Source organism: Halorubrum sp. SD690R (genome assembly GCF_005435035.1).
GTDB lineage: Archaea > Halobacteriota > Halobacteria > Halobacteriales > Haloferacaceae > Halorubrum > Halorubrum ezzemoulense.
Map to the genome: position 1 here is coordinate 1 of NZ_SGTV01000049.1, position 17,289 is coordinate 17,289.

The following is a 17,289-nucleotide window of genomic DNA, read 5'->3' on the forward strand; positions in this document are numbered from 1 at the left end:
TCGTGGCAGCAGCTCGGAAGATGCTGGTATCGATCTACCACATGCTTGATCGGGGAGAAGCGTACGATCCACCGGGTGTAACCGCATAGACGAGGGATCTGAGGGCCGCCGGTCCGGCGGCCCTCAGTGGCCGGCCGAGGCCCTCCGTGAGCGTCAGCTATCGCCAGACAGCGACCGCACCGCAGACACGCTCCGACCGCCTGCCGGTTGTGAGAACAGCAGATCCCCGGACGGCGTAATCATTTTATCGCTAGACGTGGTTTGCCCGGGTAGCAGCGTTTCCATAGGTGAAATCCTCAGCAGGGGATACGTTCTTGGAGTCGTACTGAATACAGAGCGCGAGTGTCGTACTAAGTTCCTCTCGGATTCGGTCAGGCCGGAGCGCTCAGTACAGGGGACGTAGTTCGCGGCTATGCCCGGATCGATCTGAGTGCTCTCTTTCTGTGTGACAGAATTTTTAAACTATGCGGGAACATTATCATCTGTATGTCTTCTCGCGGGTCAATACTCCTTGAGGAGATGGTATGGCCAGAAGTCGAATCGGCGCTCGAAAACGGAACACGGACCGCGATTGTCGCCGTCGGTTCAATCGAACAGCACGGCCCTCATCTCCCGTTGAACATGGACACATTGGACGGTGACGAACTCTCGCGGCGGATTGCGGAGAAACTAGGGGACGCGATTGCTGCGCCGACGATTCGGCCTGGATGCTCGGGGCATCATATGGAGTTCCCGGGAACAATCACTGTCCCGCCCGAGACATTGATGGATGTGATCCGGGCATATTGTCGGTCGCTCGATGAACACGGCTTCGAACACATCGTCCTTGTCCCGACCCACGGTGGGAACTTCGGCCCAGTCAAAACTGTCGCACCCGATGTCGGCCGAGAAATCGAGGCCACCGTGATTCCCCTCGCTGACCTTGACGAGCATATGCAGTTACTGAATGATGGCCTCAGTGAGGCAGGAATCGACTACCATCAAGATGTGATTCACGCCGGCGCAGCCGAGACAGCGGTGGTGTTGGCGGTAAATGAGGACTTGGTCAAGATGGAGAACATCGAGCCCGGCCCCGAAGGAAAGATCTCTACCGCTCGCCTTCTCAGCGAGGGGTTCAAAACAATCACCCAAAACGGTGTGCTTGGCGATCCGGCTGAAGCAACCGCTGAAGCCGGCGAAACTATCATTCAGAACGTGGTGGATACCTACGTTGATCACATCGAGAACGAACGTCGTTCTGTGTAGATACTCGTCACCACCGAAGTTGAACGATTAATGGGCAAGCGAATTCTACCGGCTGATTCAGGATATAGACGGAGAAAGTAACATTGTTCAGGTGCTGACTACATCCTCCGTATCTCGCACGCCGATCCTATCAATGATTAAGGATTTCAACGGAGCCGGCTATTTATCAACGGATGAATGAGGCCTCGGAGGCGTTCCCTACCGGTCCCTACGCTTTGACCTTCTCGCGGAACCGCTCGCGGACCTTCTCAACCTTCGGCTGCGCGTGCATCGTACAGTAGGCGTCGGCCGGGTTCTTCTCGAAGTAGTCCTGGTGTTTCTCCTCGGCGCGGTAGAACGTCTCCAGCGGTTCGACCTCGGTCACGACCTCGTCGTCGTAGCCGCCCTCCTCGTCGAGGGCCGCCACGTACTCCTCCGCGAGCCGCCGCTGCTCGTCGTCGTGAGAGAGCACGATCGAGCGGTACTGGCTCCCAACGTCCGGGCCCTGTCGGTTCAGCTGCGTCGGGTCGTGGACCGTGAAGAACACTTCGAGGATGTCCTCGTAGGAGAGGGCGTCGGCGTCGTACTCGACCTGGACGACCTCCGCGTGGCCGGTGTTGCCGGTACACACCTCGCGGTAGGTCGGGTCGTCCGCGTGGCCGCCGGCGTAGCCGGAGGTGACGCTTTCGATCCCGTCGAGCTGCTTGAACGCCGCCTCGACGCACCAGAAGCAGCCGCCGCCGACCGTCGCGGTCTCGGTCTCTGTCATGGGATCCCGTTGGCGTCGCAGACGTATTAATGACCCGCGGCGTGCGGCGGGTGTGCCGGCTGGCGATCCACAGCTAACCCGAATCGCGGTCACGACGTGCCGGACCCCGTCCGAGGAATCAGCGAACCGAGGCACCAAGTTCTCCGAGCGGAGATGTTCCCCAGATGATCGAGTGGTTCGGTAGTGGCGAAAACGCTCTATCCATGCTCATCCCGCTGGTCGGGATCTGCGTCATCGTGGTTGCCGAACGAGTGACCGGGACCAACCGCGCCAAACGGTACGTCCTCCCGGCGTTCGTCCTCTGGTTCGGCCTCCGAGCCGTGATCGGACTCGAACAGGGACCGATCGTTTCGCTTCCCCGTCCGGTCGGGCTCCTCCTCGCCGTCTCGCTTCTGGTCGGGTTCCTGTCGCTGCTGCTGTACGGGTTCTACGTCCTGTGGGCGGGACGGGACCCGATCGCCTCACGCGCGTGACCTCGTGTCCGGCGGTCGGGCTCCGACCGCCCCCGTCGCCGAACGCGTTCGCCCGGCAACCCTGCGGTCGAACGGTAGACCTTTGCCGTCGCCCGCTCCAGTCCCGGTATGGTTTCGCTGGGACTGGTGGTGGCGCGGTTCAACGACTCCGTCACGGAGCCGATGGCCGAGGCCGCCCGCGAGGCGGCGGCCGACCGCGACGCCGTCGTCGTCGACGAACTGAGCGTGCCGGGCGCGTACGACAGCCCGCTGGCCGCCGACCGCCTCGCGCGCCGCGAGGACGTCGACGCGGTCGCGGTCGTCGGCGCCATCGTCACCGGCGACACCGACCACGACCGGGTCATCGCGACCGCGACCGCCGAGAAGCTCACCGACGTGAGCCTCGACCGGGACACGCCGGTCACCTTCGGCGTGAGCGGCCCCGGGATGTCCGGCGCGGAGGCGCGCGAGCGGATCGACAAGGGCGCGGACGCGGCCGCGGCGGCGATCGACCTCGCCGAGGAACTCGACTGACACCCACGAGCCGACTACACACGACACATGAGCGACGCATACGACTTCTCGGAGCGGATCGGACGCGTAGAGCCCAGCGCGACGCTGGCGATATCGAACCTCGCGGCGGAGAAGGAGGCCGAAGGAGCCGACATCGTCGACCTCTCGGTCGGCGAGCCCGACTTCGACACCCCGGAGAACGTCGTCGAAGCGGGCAAGGACGCGCTCGACGCGGGCCACACGGGATACACCTCCTCGAACGGCGTGCCCGAACTCAAGGAGGCGATCGCGGCGAAGCTCCGCGGCACCGGGATCGACGCCGACGCGGACGAGGTGATCGTCACCCCCGGCGGCAAGCAGGCGCTGTACGAGACGTTCCAGACGCTGATCGACGAGGGCGACGAGGTCGTGCTCCTCGACCCCGCGTGGGTCTCCTACGAGGCGATGGCGAAGCTCGCCGGCGGCGACCTCTCTCGGGTCGACCTCGCGCCGCACGGGTTCCAGCTGGAGCCCGCGCTCGACGAGCTCGCCGAGACGGTCTCCGACGACACCGAACTCCTCGTCGTCAACTCCCCGTCCAATCCCACCGGCGCGGTGTTCTCCGAGGCCGCGATGGAGGGCGTTCGCGACCTCGCCGTCGAGCACGACGTCGCGGTCATCTCCGACGAGATATACGAGCGCATCGTCTACGACGCCGAGCACGTCTCGCTCGCGAGCCTCGACGGGATGGCCGACCGCACGGTGACGATCAACGGCTTCTCGAAGGCGTACTCAATGACCGGCTGGCGGCTCGGCTACCTCCACGCCACCGACGAGTTCGTCGGCGAGGCGGGCAAGCTCCACTCCCACTCCGTCTCCTGCGCGACGAACTTCGTCCAGCGCGCCGGGATCGAGGCCTTAGAGAACACCGAGACGGCAGTCGAGGAGATGCGCGACGCCTTCGCCGACCGCCGCGACCTCCTCGTCGACCTGTTCGACGAGCACGGCGTCGACGTCGACGTCGGCGACGGCGCGTTCTACATGATGATCCCCGTCGACGACGACGATCAGGCGTGGTGCGAGGCGGCGATCGAGGAGGCCGCGGTCGCCTGCGTCCCCGGGAGCGCGTTCAACGCCCCGGGCTACGCGCGCATCTCCTACGCCGCGAGCGAAGAGCGCCTGCGCGAGGCGGTCGACCGCCTCGTCTCGAACGACCTGCTGTAGCGGGGGACGGTCTCCGGACCGGCGCGTCGTGGCCGGCGCACCGCTACGCTCTCGGGAGCCCTCCCGGTCGACGCATCGCCTCGCTTTTCGTCGGTGCGTCGTCGCTAAATTCTCCAGCTGAGCGGCCGCATCCCCCAGTAGCGCGAATCTGCGGTGCGTTTTTACCGCTGCTCCGCGAAGTTTCAACTCGGTGGTACGATGTACGACAACATACTGTTCCCGACGGACGGAAGCGCCGGCTCGGAAGCGGCGGCGGCACACGTGAGCGAACTCGCGTCGGCGTTCGACGCGACGGTCCACGTGGTCCACGTCGTCGACACCCGCGAGGGCGGCCTCGGCGTGAGCGGGGCGTTCGTCCACGAAGACAGCCAGGCGATGAGCGGAGTCTCGCCGGAGACGGGCTACATCGGCAGACACGAGGACGTCGACGCCGACGAGGTGGAGGCCGAGCTCACCGCTCACGCGAGAGAGCTCGTCGGGGCCGCGGCGGAGTCACCGGACGACATCAACATGACGACGGCCGTCGAGATGGGGACCCCTCACTCGGCGATCCTCCAGTACGCCGACGACCACGACGCCGACCTCATCGTGATGGGGACCCACGGCCGCACCGGCGTCGAGCGCTACCTGCTGGGGAGCGTCACAGAGAAAGTCGTACGGCTGGCGGACGCGCCCGTCGTGACGGTCCGGGCGGACGAATCGGACGGCGAGTGACGGTCGCTCCGTCACCGCAGCACATTTTCCCGGCGCCCCGCAACGGGACCGCATGGACGAGGCCGAGCGAGAGGCGATACTCGACCGGGTCACCAGCCAGAGCGCGACGGTCGGCGCGTCGGTCCCGGACGAGGTCACCATCGACGGCACCGCGGTCGACCTCTCCGAGTTCATCGTGGAGACGCGCGCAGTCGACACGGTCCCGCCGGAGGTCGAGCGCAAGGTGTCGTCGGTGAAGTCGACGCTCCGCGCCGAGCGCGAGCGTCGGATGGCCCGACTGCGAGGCGAAGGCGCCGAAACCAACGCGGGCGACACCCCCGATGACCCCCCGCTCGACCGTGAGACCGCCGAACTGCTCGCGGACGAGGTCGTCGGGATCGACCGAGCGCTGAACGCATTGGAGACGATCCGCCACCCCGACTTCGCCGACGCGCACCGCTCCGCGACGCTGGACGGCCACGAGCGCTGGCTCGCCTTCGTCGACGAGGTCCGGTGATCGCGGGCCTCGGCGGGCGTCCGATGCGACGTTCCGAAACCCTTACTCCCGGTCCGGGACACCTGCTCGTATGAGCGATACGTCCGAGTCGACGGATGACGCGGGGGAGTCCCCCGACGGGGGCGACGACGCCGCGGCCGCCGTCGACGCCGAGGAGGTCCGTCACGTCGCCGACCTGGCGCGCGTCAGGCTCGCCGACGACGAGGTCGACGAGTTCGCGGCGCAGTTCGGCGACATCTTAGAGTACTTCGAGGCGCTCGACGAGGTCCCCGAGACCGAACGCGAGGAGGACCTCGTCAACGTGATGCGCCCCGACGAGGTCCGCGACGGCCTCTCGCAGGAGGAGGCGCTCGCGAACGCCGAGGAGACGGAAGACGGCTTCTTCGTCGGCCCGAAGGTGTCGTAGATGGCGGCCGACATCAACGCCTTCGTGACGGAGGAGCGGATCGAGGGCGACGCGGACGGTCCCCTCGCGGACGCGACCGTGGCGGTGAAGGACAACATCTCCACCGAGGGGGTCCGGACGACCTGCGGCTCGGAGATGCTCGCCGACTACGTCCCGCCCTACTCCGCGACCGTGGTCGACCGGCTGACCGACGCGGGCGCGACGGTCGTCGGGAAGACGAACATGGACGAGTTCGGGATGGGGACGACGACCGAGACCTCCGCGTTCGGCCCCACGCGGAACCCGGTCGACACCGACCGCGTCCCGGGCGGCTCCTCGGGCGGCTCCGCGGCCGCGGTCGCGGCGGGCGAGGCGGACGTCGCGCTCGGCTCCGACACCGGCGGCTCGGTGCGCTGTCCGGCCGCGTTCTGCGGCGTCGTCGGGATCAAGCCGACGTACGGGCTCGTCTCCCGGTACGGGCTCATCGCGTACGCGAACTCGCTCGAACAGATCGGGCCGATCGCGGGCACCGTCGAAGAGGCCGCCGCAGCGCTCGACGTCATCGCCGGCGACGACCCCCACGACGGGACGACCCGCGACCTGCGCGAGGTCGAGGGCGCGGACCCGGACGCGAGCTACGCCGCGGCCGCGGACGGCGACGTGGCGGGGCTGACGATCGGCGTCCCCACGGAGCTGTTCGAGGGCGCCGACGAGCGCGTCGTCGAGACGGTCGAGGCCGCGATCGCGGACCTCGAAGCGCAGGGCGCGGAGACGACTGACACCTCCCTGCCGTCCGTCGAGCACGCGGTCCAGGCGTACTACGTGATCGCGATGGCGGAGGCGTCCTCGAACCTCGCGCGCTTCGACGGGGTCCGGTACGGCCACCGGAGCGGCGCCGACGGCAACTGGAACGAGTCGTTCGCGGAGACGCGCGAGGAGGGGTTCGGGGCGGAGGTCAAGCGCCGGATCCTCCTCGGCACGTACGCGCTCTCGGCCGGGTATCACGACAAGTACTACGAGAAGGCGCAGGACGCCCGCGCGTGGGTCCGGCAGGACTTCGAGGCGGCGTTCGACGAGGTAGATGTCATCGCCTCGCCGACCATGCCGGTCCTCCCCTTCGAACTAGGCGAGAGCCTCGACGACCCGCTGCGGATGTACCTCGCCGACGCGAACACGACGCCGGCCAACCTCGCGAACCTCCCAGCGATCTCGGTCCCCGCCGGCGAGGCCGACGGGCTCCCGGTCGGGCTCCAGCTCGTCGGGCCGAAGTTCGGCGAGGAGACCATCGTCCGCGCCGCGAGCGCGGTCGAAGACAGATGAGCCTCACGGACGAGGAGCGGGACCGACTGGCGGACGTGGTCCGCCTCCAGCCGACGAAGAACGGCGAGCTCCAGGACGCCTGGGAGATGGAGAGCGGCAGCGAGGTCCACGGCTACCTCGAGAACCACCTGAAGGAGTACTACTACCGCGACGACGACAGCCTGATCCGCGCGACGGCGGAGGCGAACGACCTCGTCGACGTCGAGCCCGGGGTCGAGCCCGACGCGGTCGCGCGCGGCGCGGTCCCGGAGACGATCCGCGTCTCCGAGCTGGAGTCGCGGGTCACCGAGGTGCTCGCCGGACCGGACGAGCGCTCGCAGTCCGTCGTGAGCGTGCTCAACGCGCTCCGCGAGGCGTTCGACGCCGATCCCGAGGTGGACGCGGTGCGGCGGGCGCTCCGCAGTCTGGAGCGCAAGAACGTCGTCGAGGTGGTTTACCGCACCGTGCCGACGTTCCGGCTGGCGGTCGCGCGCGACGAGATCACGGTCGAGGTCGAGGAGTAGGCCCCGTCGGCCGACCGAGTGCCGATACGATTTTGTACCGGCACGGAAACCGTCCTCCCAATGAGCGACGCCGCCACTCCCCGCGAGCGGTTTCGCCGCAACGCGAGCAGCATCGCCGCGACGGTGGTCACCGGCACGTGGCTCGGCGCCCTCCTGGCCGGGTTCGACTGGTGGCTCGGGTTCATGCTGTTCGGGTACATCGTGATTATTCCGGTCGTCTCGATGTTGTTCGACGAGGAAGCGGAGGACTCGCTCGCCGTCGAGCCCGAGGCCGAGTCGACCCCCGTCGAACGCGGAGAGACGGCGGAGCGCGGCGAGGCGGCCGGCGACACCACGGACGCTCTCGAACGCCTGCGGACCCGGTACGCGAACGGTGACCTCACCGACGAGCAGTTCGAGCGGAAGCTCGATCGCCTACTGGAGACCGAGACGCCGGAGGACGCCGCCGAGTGGGCGGAGCGGAACCGCGCCGCCGCTCCGGAACGCGAAGCCGAGCGGGAGCGGTGACGCGGGGCGCCGCGCCGCTCCGACGCGACCGGCGCGACCGAACCTCAAGCTTCAATGCGCGCGGCCGACTCGACCGCGTATGAGCGACCACGAACTGCGGAAGGAGGCGCACGACCTCGACGTGACCGTCTGGGTCGGGAAGAGCGGCGTCGACGCGGTCGTCGACGAGCTTGCCGACCAGCTCGACGACCGGAAGCTGGTGAAGGTGAAGTTCCTTCGGGCGGCCCGCGGCGGCACGTCGACCGACGAACTCGCCGACGAACTCGCCGAGGCGGTCGGCGCCGACCTGATCGAGACGCGCGGCAACACGGCGGTGCTCCACTGATGGGCGCCCCCGCGGGCGCGTCCGGAGTCGTCGCGGTCGCGGGGACGCTGGAGCCGTACCTCGGTCCGCTGGCCGACATCGTCGTCGACGCCGCGATCTTCCTCGCCGTCGTCACCGCGACGTACGTCCTGTACAAGGCGGCCGTCAAGCCGCTCGTCCGCCGGGTGTTCGACCGACAGGGGCTCGACGAGCACGCCCGGCGCCCGCTCCAGAAGATCGTGGCGTTCCTCGTCCTGTTCGCCGGCGTCACGGTCGCGTTCGGCGCGGCGGGCTACCAGGGGTTCCTGCGCTCGCTCGCGACGATCGCGGCGGCGGCGACGCTCGCGATCGGCTTCGCGCTCCAGGACGTGATCAAGAACTTCGTCGCGGGCGTGTTCATCTACACGGACAAGCTGTTCCGCATCGGCGACTGGATCGAGTGGAACGGCAACTCGGGGGTCGTCGAGGACATCTCTTTCCGGGTCACCCGCGTGCGCACCTTCGACAACGAACTGCTTACGGTGCCGAACCACGCGCTGACGAGCGACGTGGTGAAGAACCCGGTCGCGAAGAAGACACTGCGGCTGAAGTTCGTCTTCGGGATCGACTACGAGGACGACGTGGAGAAGGCGACGGACATCATCGTCGAGGAGGCCGAGAGGAGCGACGCGATCCTCGAAGACCCCGCGCCGTCGGTCCGGCTGACCGAACTGGCCGACTCGTACGTCGGCCTCCAGTCGCGGATCTGGATCGACGACCCCTCGCGGGCGGACTTCGTGAAGGCGCGCGCCGACTACGTGAAGGCCGTCAAGGCGCGCTTCGACGAGGCGGGCATCTCGATCCCGTTCCCCCAGCGCACCGTCTCGGGACGCAACGAGTGGACGGATCCCTCGTCGTTCGGCGGAGACGATTGAAGCGGCGGCCGCGGCGGAGAACACCCGCTCGGTGGAGCGGCGTCACCCGGCAGGGCGGCGCCTCGAACCGTCTGGCGGTGTCTTCCCCGTCGCTGGCGCGCTGAGTACGCCCGAGCACCGATAGTAACGAACTTCAAGTTCGGGTCTCTGGGTTGGTCCATGTACGTGGTCGTCATCGGGGCCGGCGAGGTCGGGACGAGCATCGCCGCGAGTCTCGCGTCGGACCACGAGGTCGTCGTCGTCGACGTCGATCCGGACCGGGCGGAACAGCTCAAGTACGAGCTCGACGTGCTCACCATCGCCGGGGACGGGACGTCCTCGGAGATCCAGTCGGCCGCCGACGTCGACCGCGCGGACATGGTCATCGCGTGTACCGACGACGACCAGACGAACCTCGTCGCGTGCGGGGCCGCGAAGACGCTCGGCGACGGGTTCACCATCGCCCGCGTGAAAAGCACCGAGTTCCTCCGCACCTGGCAGGGCAGCGAGGGCGCGTTCGGCGTCGACTTCATGGTGTGTACGGACCTGTTGACCGCGGAGAACATCGTCCGCGTCATCGGGCTCCCGGCGGCGATCGACGTCGACCCGTTCGCCGGCGGGCTCGTCCAGATGGCGGAGTTCGAGATCGGCGAGGGAAGCCCCGTCGCTGGACAGACCGTCTCGGAGGCCGACCGGTTCGAGTCGCTCACCTTCGTCGGGCTGTTCCGCGACGGCGAGATGACGATCCCCCGCGGCGACACGGACATCGTCGTCGGCGACCGCGCGGTGGTGGTCGGAAGCCCCGAGAGCGTTCAGTCGTTCGCGACCGACATCGCGCCCGAGGCGACGCCGGACGACGCCGACGAGATCGTCGTCGTCGGCGGCAGCGAGATCGGGTATCAGACCGCCCGGCTGCTGGAGGAGCGGGACTTCACGCCGCGGCTGATCGAGCGCGACGCCGACCGCGCGCGGTGGCTCGCCGAGAACCTCCCGGACACCGTCGTGATGGAACACGACCCCACCGACACCGAGTTCCTCTCCCGCGAACACGTCGACGAGGCCGATATCGTCGTCACGGCGCTCGGCTCCGACGAGAAGAACCTGCTCATCTCCGTGCTCGCCAAGCGCCTCGGCGTCGACCGCGTGATCGCCGTCGTCGACAGCCCCGACTACGTCACCGTCTTCGAGGAGATCGGCATCGACATCGCGATCAATCCCCGGACGGTCACCGCCGAGGAGATCACCCGGTTCACCTACGAGAGCGTCGCGGAGAACATCGCGGTGTTGGAAAACGACCAGGCGGAGGTCCTCGAACTCGAACTCACCGAGGGGTGCGGGCTCACGGGGCGACCGATATCGGACATCGTCGCGGAGAGCGACGCGCGGTTCGTTATCGGCGCGATCACGCGCAACCACCAGCTGGTCACCCCGCGCGGGGACACCGTACTTCAGGCCGGTGACCACGTGATACTCCTCGTGGAATCCGACTCGGTCGGACAGATCGCCTCGATGGCGTGACCGCCTCCACGTGAGTACCACGATCCGCGTCGGCTGGCGGGCGAGCGTGGGACTCACCGGCGACGTCCTCGCCGCCCTCCCGGTTCCGCTCGCGTTTCCGCTGCTGATAGCCCTCTACTACGGCGAGTCGCCCGTGCCGTTCCTCGCGGCGATCGCCGTCTCGCTCGCGATCGGTGCGGCGTTCCGGTCGGTACGGGACCCCGAGGGCGACCTCGGCCCGCGGGAGGCGTTCCTCGCGGTGGCGCTGATCTGGTTCCTCGTCGCCGCCGTCGGCGCGATCCCCTTCGTCGTCGCGGGCGTCGGCACGGTCGCGCACCCGGTGAACGCGCTGTTCGAGTCGATGAGCGGACTCACCACGACGGGCGCGACGGTGCTGCGCGACTTCTCGCTCCACTCGCGGTCCGTCATGATGTGGCGGCAGGTGATCCAATGGCTCGGCGGCCTCGGAATCCTGATCCTGGCGACCGCGGTGCTCTCCGAGATCGGCGTCGGCGGGGCACAGCTGATGGAGTCGGAGTCACAGACGCAAGACGTCAACAAGCTCACGCCGAAGATATCGCGGACCGCACAGCTCATCTGGGGGATCTACTTCGGGCTCACCGGCCTCGCGATCGCGGTGTACTTCCTGCTCGGGCTCGCCGTCGACCCGCGGATGGACCTGTACAACGCGGTCGCGCACGCGTTCACGTCCGTCGCGACCGCCGGCTTCTCGCCGGAGCCGCTCTCGGTCGGCGCGTTCCACCCGCTGATCCAGTGGGCGGTCGTCCCGTTCATGGTGATCGGCTCGACCAGTTTCGTCCTCATCTACTTCGCCATCAACGGCGAGCCGATGCGCCTGCTGCGAAACGAGGAGTTTCACTTCTACCTCGGCGCGATGGCGACGTTCGCGTCGATCGTCGGGGGCGCGCTGTTCCTCGATCCGAGCGTCACCTTCGGCGCCGAGGCGACGATCCGCCACGCCGTGTTCAACGTCGCGTCCATCGTGACGACGACCGGGTACGCCAGCACCGACTACGTGCTGTGGGCGCCCGCTGCGAAGCACATGCTGTTCATGGGGATGTTCGTCGGCGGGATGGTCGGGTCGACCACCTGCTCGATCAAGTCGCTGCGGTGGCTGGTCGCGCTGAAGTCGTTCCGCCGGGACCTCTTCACCGCGATCCACCCGGAGTCCGTTCGCCCGGTCCGGATATCGGGGGAGCCGGTCGACGAGGGCGCGATCCGCGACATCTACGCGTACCTCCTCTTGAGCATCGTGATCTTCTTCCTGCTCGCCGTGGTCATCGTCGTCGACGCCGAGCGGGCGAACCTGCGCGTGACCGAGTTTGAGGCGCTCGGGGCCGCGGCGACCACGTTCCTCAATATCGGCCCGGCGTTCGGCGACGCGGGCCCGTACGGGACGTTCGCGACGTTCCCGCTGAGTACGCGGGCCGTGATGATCGTCCTGATGTGGATCGGCCGGATCGAGATCATCCCGGTCCTCGTGTTGTTCACGAAGGAGTTCTGGACCTCCTGAGTCAAGGCGGCTCTCCCGCCGTCCCCCCTTCGACAGTTTAATACAGCGAACGGGCGACCGCCATACCGTTCGAGTATCATGTCTTGGGGCGTCAACTGGAAGGCGAGTGTCGGGCTTCTCGGCGTCGGCATCAAGTACCTCGCCGTCACGCTGCTTGTTCCTCTGGTGGTGGCGCTCGCGTACGGCGAAGACATCTGGGTATTTCTGGTCTCCATGGCGCTCGTCGCGGGCGTCGGGTTCGCGGTCGAGCGGGTCGACCCCGACCCGGACCTCGGCCCTCGCGAGGCGCTGCTTTTCGTCTCGCTCGCGTGGCTCGCGGCGGCAGTTATCGGTACGGTTCCGTACCTCCTCGCCGGCTACGGCACCGCGTCGACCGTCGGGCTCCAGACCGGCTCGGTCGGCGCGCTAACGGGGTCGGTCGTCAACGCCCTGTTCGAATCGATGAGCGGGTTCACCACCACGGGCGCGACCGTCCTCGGCGAGATCAGTACCGACCAGCACTCCCACGCGCTCCTCATGTGGCGGCAGCTCACGCAGTGGCTGGGCGGGATGGGGATCATCGTCCTGATGATCGCCATCCTCCCGGAGGTCGCGGTCAACGGCGCACAGCTGATGGACTCGGAGGCGCCCGGCCCTGAACTCCAGAAGCTCACCCCGAAGATCGCGGAGACGGCGCGCGCGCTCTGGCTGATCTACTTCGGCTTCACGGTGTTGCTCGCGGCCCTCCTGTACGTGCTCCATCTCGTCGGGATGGCGCCGAACATGAACCTCTACAACGCCGTCGCGCACGGGTTCTCCACCCTCCCGACCGGGGGGTTCTCGCCGCAGGCCGAGAGCATCGGCTACTTCTCGGCGGCCGTCCAGTGGGTCGTGATCCCGTTCATGGTCGTCGCCGGGGTCAATTTCGCGCTGTTCTGGCATGTGCTTCGCGGCGAGGTCGACACGCTGCTGGAGAACGCGGAGTTCCGGACGTACGCCGGTGCGCTCGCCGTTGTCACCGCCCTGCTCGCCGTCCTCCTGTTCCGCGGTGCCGCGCCGGTCTTGGAAATCGGGGGCGCCACGGAGAGCGTCACGGAGAACGCCCTCCGGCAGGCGGCGTTCCAGATCGGCTCGCTGCTGAACTCCACCGGGTTCGCCACCTCGGACTTCGCGCAGTGGGACACGCACGCGCAGGTGTTGCTGCTGTTCACGATGTTCATCGGCGGCTCTGCCGGCTCGACGGGCGGCGGGATCAAGATCGTCCGGTGGCTGATCGTCGCGAAGGCGATCCGCCGCGAGCTGTTCACGTCGGCACACCCAGACGTCGTCCAGCCCGTCCGGCTCAGCGGGAGCGTCGTCGACGAGGACGCGATCCGTGGCATCATGGCGTTCACGCTCCTTTATTTGGTGTTGCTCGCCGTCTCGGCGGTGTTTATCGCGCTGGACGCCGCGCGAGTCGGCACGCAGCTCACCGCGCTGGAGTCGTTCAGCGCCTCGCTCGCCACGATCGGGAACATCGGCCCGGGGTTCGGCCGGCTCGGGCCGTTCGGGAGCTACCTCTTTTTCCCGGACACGTCGAAGCTGCTGATGGTGTTCCTGATGTGGATCGGCCGGCTGGAGATCGTCCCGGTGCTCGCGGTGTTCATCTCCGGGGTCGACGGACGGTAGGGCGCCCTCTCGACCCGGTGGCGAGAGCGTATCTTCATAACCGACGGGGAGAGTGGTGTTCGTATGACGAGTCCCGACGACGCCGGTGGCCAAGACCTGCTCGCTCACGTGCTCCTCCCCGTCGCGAACGAGGACGACGCGCTGGCGACGGCGCGGGCGCTCGAACCGTACGAGACCGGGCGCGTGACCGCGCTCCACGTCGTCGAAAAAGGGGGAGGAGTCCCGGACAAGACGCCCGTCGAGCAGTCGGAGGCGCTCGCGGCCGAGTCGTACGCCGCGGTCCGAACGGTGTTCCCCGACGCCGACGAACACACCGCGTACGCTCGGGACGTGGCCGAAGCGATCTTCGACGCCGCCGTCGAGACGGACCCGAGCGCGATCGCCTACCGGTCGCGCGGCGGGAACCGGCTCGTACAGCTCCTCTCGGGCGACATATCGACCGAACTCGTGACCGACGCACCGGTCCCGGTGGTCGCGCTCCCCCGCGCCGAGGCGGACGAATGAGTCGTCGTCGCCCGCGTGCTCTCGGGCGGCCCGAGCGGTGAGAGGGATCCGATCGATGACGCCGAGCGACGACGGCCCGGCGGTCGTGGTCGCGCTCTCGAACCCGCGGACGGAGGGCGCGCTCGTCGCGCTCGCCGGCGCCCTGGCCGAGCATGGGGGCGGCCGCCTGCTCGCGGTCCACGTCGTCACCGTCCCGGACCAGACGTCGCTGGAGACGGCCGCCGTGAACCGGGAGCGGCTCGACCGGTCCTCCGCGGACCTGCTCGCCGCGGCCGTCGACGACGCCGCGGCGTTCGACGCGCCGGTCGAGACGAAGACGGTCCTCTCGCACCGCGGGATAGAGGAGGTGTTCGACGCCGCGCGGACGAACGACGCGGACGCCGTCGTGATGGGCTACGGCGGGGCGCGGTTCGCCGGCGGGCGCGCCGAGGGGTCCCTGGACGAGCTTGCCCGCGACCTCCCCTGTGACTTCCTCGTCTTGGACGGGCAGCGGCTCGACGCCGGGGAGGTCCTCGTGTCGACCGCGGGGGGTCCGTCCTCGGACCTCTCCGCCGAGGTCGCGCTGGCGCTCCGGGACGTCAGCGGCGCGGAGGTGTCGCTGCTCCACGTCGTCGACGAGGGCGAGGCGGCGTCGGGCCGCGAGTTCCTCACCGACTGGGCTGACGGCCACGGACTCGGGGACGTCGACCTGCGGGTCGAGACGGTCGACGTCGGGGCGACGATCGAGCGGATCGGCGAGGGGTACGACCTCGTGGTCGTCGGCGCCACGGAGCGTGGGCTCCTCTCGCGCGTCGTCCGCGGGTCGCTCGCGTCCGCGGCGATTCAGCGGCTCGACACGTCGGTGCTGCTCGCCGAACGCCCCTCCTCGCGCTCGCTTCGGGAGCGGCTGATCGGCGGGCGCTGAGGCGCCCCGCTTCGGACCGCCGCCGCTTTCCAAAATATAATGAATATTTATACGCGACCGGCGGGTAACGGGCGGTATGTACGACGACGAGGAGCTCTCCCAGATCCGCGAGGCGAAGGCGTCGTGGGAGGCGGAAACGCTCGACCCGACGCTCGACCGTCACGGGGAGCGGAGCGAGCGGTTCGCGACCGTGTCGAACCGCGAGGTCGACCGCCTCTACACGCCCGACGACGTCGCCGACCTCGACTACGAGGAGGACCTCGGCTTCCCGGGCGAGCCGCCGTACACCCGCGGGGTCTACCCGACGATGTACCGCGGGCGCACGTGGACGATGCGGCAGTTCGCGGGGTTCGGCACCGCGGAGGAGACGAACGAGCGGTTCCACTACCTGATAGACGAGGGGCAGACCGGGCTCTCGACCGCGTTCGACATGCCCTCGCTGATGGGGATCGACTCCGACGACAAGATGTCGCTCGGCGAGGTGGGCAAGGAGGGCGTCGCGGTCGACACGCTCCGCGACATGGAGGTGCTGTTCGACGGCATCGACCTCGCGGAGGTGTCCACCTCGTTTACTATCAACCCGAGCGCACCGGTGATCTACGCGATGTACGTCGCGCTCGCCGACCAGCGCGGAGTCCCGCGCGAGAAGCTCCGGGGGACCCTCCAGAACGACATGCTCAAAGAGTTCATCGCGCAGAAGGAGTGGGTGGTCCCGCCGGCGCCGTCGCTCGAGCTGGTGACGGACACGATCGAGTTCGCCGTCGCGGAGACGCCGAAGTTCAAACCCATCTCGGTGTCGGGGTACCACATCCGCGAGGCGGGCTCGACCGCGGTTCAGGAGCTCGCCTTCACCCTCGCCGACGGCTTCGCCTACGTCGAGGCGTGCCTCGACCGCGGGCTCGACGTCGACGAGTTCGCCCCTCAGCTCTCCTTCTTCTTCAACTCGCACAACTCCCTCTTCGAGGAGGTCGCGAAGTTCCGCGCGGCGCGCCGGATCTACGCGACGGTGATGGATGAGTGGTACGGCGCCGAGGCCGAGGCGTCGAAACAGCTGAAGTTCCACACCCAGACCGCCGGGCAGTCGCTGACGGCCCAACAGCCGCTCAACAACGTCGCGCGCGTCACGATCCAGGCGCTCGCGGGCGTGCTGGGCGGCACGCAGAGCCTCCACACCAACTCCTTCGACGAGGCGCTCGCGCTCCCCTCCGAGCAGGCGGTCCGCGTCGCGCTCCGGACCCAGCAGATCATCGCCGAGGAGTCCGGCGCGGCCGACATCGTCGACCCGCTTGGGGGCTCGTTCGCGGTCGAGTCGCTCACCGACGAGACGGAGGCGGCAGCGATGGAGTACATCGAGGAGATCAAAGAGATGGGCGACGGCTCCGTACGCGACGGCGTCCTCCGGGGGATCGAGCAGGGGTACTTCCACCGCGAGATCCAGGAGTCGGCCTACGAGTACCAGGAGCGCGTCGACGAGGGTGACGAGACGGTCGTCGGCGTCAACGCCTACGAGATCGACGAGGACACGCGGCCGGACCTGCTGAAGGTCGACGAGACCACCCGCGAGCGACAGCTCGATCGGCTCGAATCGGTGAAGGCCGAACGCGACGACGACGCGGTCGAGAGCGCGCTCGACGACCTCCGCGACGCCGTCGAGGCCGGGGAGAACGCCATGCCCGAGATCGTCGCGGCGGTGAAGGCGTACGCGACGATGGGCGAGATCATGGCGGTGTTCGAGGAGGAACACGGCACGTACCGCGAGCGGATCGGCGTCGCCTGACGCCAAAAACCGAGGGCGCTCTTCGGTAGACTGGCGGAACTAGCGGAATACATTGACAGCGATACAGTCCACGAGACTGTGGATCGGTGCCCCAGTAAGGTTCAGTGACCGGAGGAAGCCGTAGGTCCGAGCGGCCTGCTCCA

The 17,289-nt window shown here is 68.0% G+C and carries 19 protein-coding genes and 1 pseudogene; 18 read left to right on the forward strand and 2 right to left on the reverse strand.

Annotation, left to right across the window (positions count from 1 at the left end):
• The first annotated feature begins 486 nt into the window (after positions 1-486).
• Positions 487-1,245, forward strand: coding sequence for a creatininase family protein (locus EXE41_RS17350; RefSeq protein WP_086216466.1), 759 nt, complete (start codon positions 487-489; stop codon positions 1,243-1,245).
• A 208-nt stretch (positions 1,246-1,453) separates the two neighbouring features.
• Here EXE41_RS17350 and msrA read toward each other — a convergent pair whose 3' ends face one another.
• The gene (msrA, locus tag EXE41_RS17355; RefSeq protein ID WP_049930066.1) at positions 1,454-1,993 is read right to left on the reverse strand and encodes a peptide-methionine (S)-S-oxide reductase MsrA; all 540 of its coding nucleotides are present in this window, start codon (positions 1,991-1,993) and stop codon (positions 1,454-1,456) included.
• Between the two features lie 164 nt (positions 1,994-2,157).
• Here msrA and EXE41_RS17360 point away from each other — a divergent pair, with 164 nt between their 5' ends.
• The 17 genes from EXE41_RS17360 to EXE41_RS17440 all read left to right on the forward strand — a co-directional run bounded on the left by EXE41_RS17360 (position 2,158) and on the right by EXE41_RS17440 (position 17,146).
• Complete coding sequence (locus tag EXE41_RS17360) at positions 2,158-2,466, forward strand: hypothetical protein (RefSeq protein ID WP_137691641.1); 309 nt, start codon at positions 2,158-2,160, stop codon at positions 2,464-2,466.
• A gap of 108 nt (positions 2,467-2,574) precedes the next feature.
• On the forward strand, positions 2,575-2,979 hold the full coding sequence (gene ribH / locus EXE41_RS17365; RefSeq protein ID WP_049930063.1) for a 6,7-dimethyl-8-ribityllumazine synthase: 405 nt from the start codon (positions 2,575-2,577) through the stop codon (positions 2,977-2,979).
• Positions 2,980-3,006: 27 nt separating this feature from the next.
• A complete protein-coding gene (locus EXE41_RS17370) occupies positions 3,007-4,161 on the forward strand; it encodes a pyridoxal phosphate-dependent aminotransferase (protein ID WP_137691642.1) in 1,155 nt (384 codons plus the stop codon).
• Positions 4,162-4,359: 198 nt separating this feature from the next.
• On the forward strand, positions 4,360-4,875 hold the full coding sequence (locus EXE41_RS17375) for a universal stress protein (RefSeq protein ID WP_137691643.1): 516 nt from the start codon (positions 4,360-4,362) through the stop codon (positions 4,873-4,875).
• Between the two features lie 52 nt (positions 4,876-4,927).
• Complete coding sequence (locus tag EXE41_RS17380) at positions 4,928-5,371, forward strand: DUF5788 family protein (protein WP_137691644.1); 444 nt, start codon at positions 4,928-4,930, stop codon at positions 5,369-5,371.
• Positions 5,372-5,441: 70 nt separating this feature from the next.
• Entirely contained in the window at positions 5,442-5,777 is a 336-nt protein-coding gene (gene gatC, locus EXE41_RS17385; protein WP_086216470.1) for an Asp-tRNA(Asn)/Glu-tRNA(Gln) amidotransferase subunit GatC, read from the forward strand.
• Positions 5,778-7,076 carry an Asp-tRNA(Asn)/Glu-tRNA(Gln) amidotransferase subunit GatA gene (gene gatA, locus EXE41_RS17390; RefSeq protein WP_137691645.1) on the forward strand — a complete coding sequence of 433 codons (1,299 nt, stop codon included), beginning with the start codon at positions 5,778-5,780 and terminating at the stop codon, positions 7,074-7,076.
• A complete protein-coding gene (locus EXE41_RS17395) occupies positions 7,073-7,579 on the forward strand; it encodes a DUF5797 family protein (RefSeq protein ID WP_089307828.1) in 507 nt (168 codons plus the stop codon). The genes gatA and EXE41_RS17395 overlap by 4 nt, the downstream gene beginning before the upstream one ends.
• 60 nt (positions 7,580-7,639) lie before the next feature.
• Complete coding sequence (locus tag EXE41_RS17400) at positions 7,640-8,086, forward strand: SHOCT domain-containing protein (protein ID WP_086216473.1); 447 nt, start codon at positions 7,640-7,642, stop codon at positions 8,084-8,086.
• 79 nt (positions 8,087-8,165) lie between these two features.
• Complete coding sequence (locus EXE41_RS17405) at positions 8,166-8,411, forward strand: YhbY family RNA-binding protein (protein ID WP_049930052.1); 246 nt, start codon at positions 8,166-8,168, stop codon at positions 8,409-8,411.
• Positions 8,411-9,304, forward strand: coding sequence for a mechanosensitive ion channel family protein (locus EXE41_RS17410; protein WP_137691646.1), 894 nt, complete (start codon positions 8,411-8,413; stop codon positions 9,302-9,304). The genes EXE41_RS17405 and EXE41_RS17410 overlap by 1 nt, the downstream gene beginning before the upstream one ends.
• 159 nt (positions 9,305-9,463) lie before the next feature.
• Positions 9,464-10,801: a Trk system potassium transporter TrkA gene (gene trkA, locus EXE41_RS17415; RefSeq protein ID WP_049930049.1), complete on the forward strand. Its 1,338-nt coding sequence runs from the start codon at positions 9,464-9,466 to the stop codon at positions 10,799-10,801.
• Between the two features lie 10 nt (positions 10,802-10,811).
• Complete coding sequence (locus EXE41_RS17420) at positions 10,812-12,314, forward strand: TrkH family potassium uptake protein (protein WP_086216475.1); 1,503 nt, start codon at positions 10,812-10,814, stop codon at positions 12,312-12,314.
• A 78-nt stretch (positions 12,315-12,392) separates the two neighbouring features.
• Positions 12,393-13,961 carry a TrkH family potassium uptake protein gene (locus EXE41_RS17425; RefSeq protein ID WP_094520940.1) on the forward strand — a complete coding sequence of 523 codons (1,569 nt, stop codon included), beginning with the start codon at positions 12,393-12,395 and terminating at the stop codon, positions 13,959-13,961.
• A 63-nt stretch (positions 13,962-14,024) separates the two neighbouring features.
• Positions 14,025-14,465: a universal stress protein gene (locus EXE41_RS17430; protein ID WP_137691647.1), complete on the forward strand. Its 441-nt coding sequence runs from the start codon at positions 14,025-14,027 to the stop codon at positions 14,463-14,465.
• A 55-nt stretch (positions 14,466-14,520) separates the two neighbouring features.
• On the forward strand, positions 14,521-15,369 hold the full coding sequence (locus tag EXE41_RS17435) for a universal stress protein (protein WP_137691648.1): 849 nt from the start codon (positions 14,521-14,523) through the stop codon (positions 15,367-15,369).
• Positions 15,370-15,445: 76 nt separating this feature from the next.
• Positions 15,446-17,146 carry a methylmalonyl-CoA mutase gene (locus EXE41_RS17440; RefSeq protein ID WP_086216479.1) on the forward strand — a complete coding sequence of 567 codons (1,701 nt, stop codon included), beginning with the start codon at positions 15,446-15,448 and terminating at the stop codon, positions 17,144-17,146.
• A gap of 39 nt (positions 17,147-17,185) precedes the next feature.
• Here the strand turns inward: EXE41_RS17440 and EXE41_RS17445 are convergent.
• A pseudogene (locus tag EXE41_RS17445) lies at positions 17,186-17,289 on the reverse strand (IS1595 family transposase); the annotation flags it as partial.

Bases quoted from the DNA above. Each gene is read 5' to 3' on its own strand.
- EXE41_RS17430 (WP_137691647.1), top strand. From the start codon at position 14,025: ATGACGAGTCCCGACGACGCCGGTGGCCAAGACCTGCTCGCTCACGTG.
- EXE41_RS17350 (WP_086216466.1), top strand. From the start codon at position 487: ATGTCTTCTCGCGGGTCAATACTCCTTGAGGAGATGGTATGGCCAGAA.
- EXE41_RS17395 (WP_089307828.1), top strand. From the start codon at position 7,073: ATGAGCCTCACGGACGAGGAGCGGGACCGACTGGCGGACGTGGTCCGC.
- gatA (WP_137691645.1), top strand. From the start codon at position 5,778: ATGGCGGCCGACATCAACGCCTTCGTGACGGAGGAGCGGATCGAGGGC.
- EXE41_RS17405 (WP_049930052.1), top strand. From the start codon at position 8,166: ATGAGCGACCACGAACTGCGGAAGGAGGCGCACGACCTCGACGTGACC.
- EXE41_RS17375 (WP_137691643.1), top strand. From the start codon at position 4,360: ATGTACGACAACATACTGTTCCCGACGGACGGAAGCGCCGGCTCGGAA.
- EXE41_RS17370 (WP_137691642.1), top strand. From the start codon at position 3,007: ATGAGCGACGCATACGACTTCTCGGAGCGGATCGGACGCGTAGAGCCC.
- EXE41_RS17425 (WP_094520940.1), top strand. From the start codon at position 12,393: ATGTCTTGGGGCGTCAACTGGAAGGCGAGTGTCGGGCTTCTCGGCGTC.
- ribH (WP_049930063.1), top strand. From the start codon at position 2,575: ATGGTTTCGCTGGGACTGGTGGTGGCGCGGTTCAACGACTCCGTCACG.
- EXE41_RS17380 (WP_137691644.1), top strand. From the start codon at position 4,928: ATGGACGAGGCCGAGCGAGAGGCGATACTCGACCGGGTCACCAGCCAG.
- EXE41_RS17400 (WP_086216473.1), top strand. From the start codon at position 7,640: ATGAGCGACGCCGCCACTCCCCGCGAGCGGTTTCGCCGCAACGCGAGC.
- msrA (WP_049930066.1), bottom strand. From the start codon at position 1,993: ATGACAGAGACCGAGACCGCGACGGTCGGCGGCGGCTGCTTCTGGTGC.
- EXE41_RS17360 (WP_137691641.1), top strand. From the start codon at position 2,158: ATGATCGAGTGGTTCGGTAGTGGCGAAAACGCTCTATCCATGCTCATC.
- trkA (WP_049930049.1), top strand. From the start codon at position 9,464: ATGTACGTGGTCGTCATCGGGGCCGGCGAGGTCGGGACGAGCATCGCC.
- EXE41_RS17435 (WP_137691648.1), top strand. From the start codon at position 14,521: ATGACGCCGAGCGACGACGGCCCGGCGGTCGTGGTCGCGCTCTCGAAC.
- gatC (WP_086216470.1), top strand. From the start codon at position 5,442: ATGAGCGATACGTCCGAGTCGACGGATGACGCGGGGGAGTCCCCCGAC.
- EXE41_RS17410 (WP_137691646.1), top strand. From the start codon at position 8,411: ATGGGCGCCCCCGCGGGCGCGTCCGGAGTCGTCGCGGTCGCGGGGACG.
- EXE41_RS17440 (WP_086216479.1), top strand. From the start codon at position 15,446: ATGTACGACGACGAGGAGCTCTCCCAGATCCGCGAGGCGAAGGCGTCG.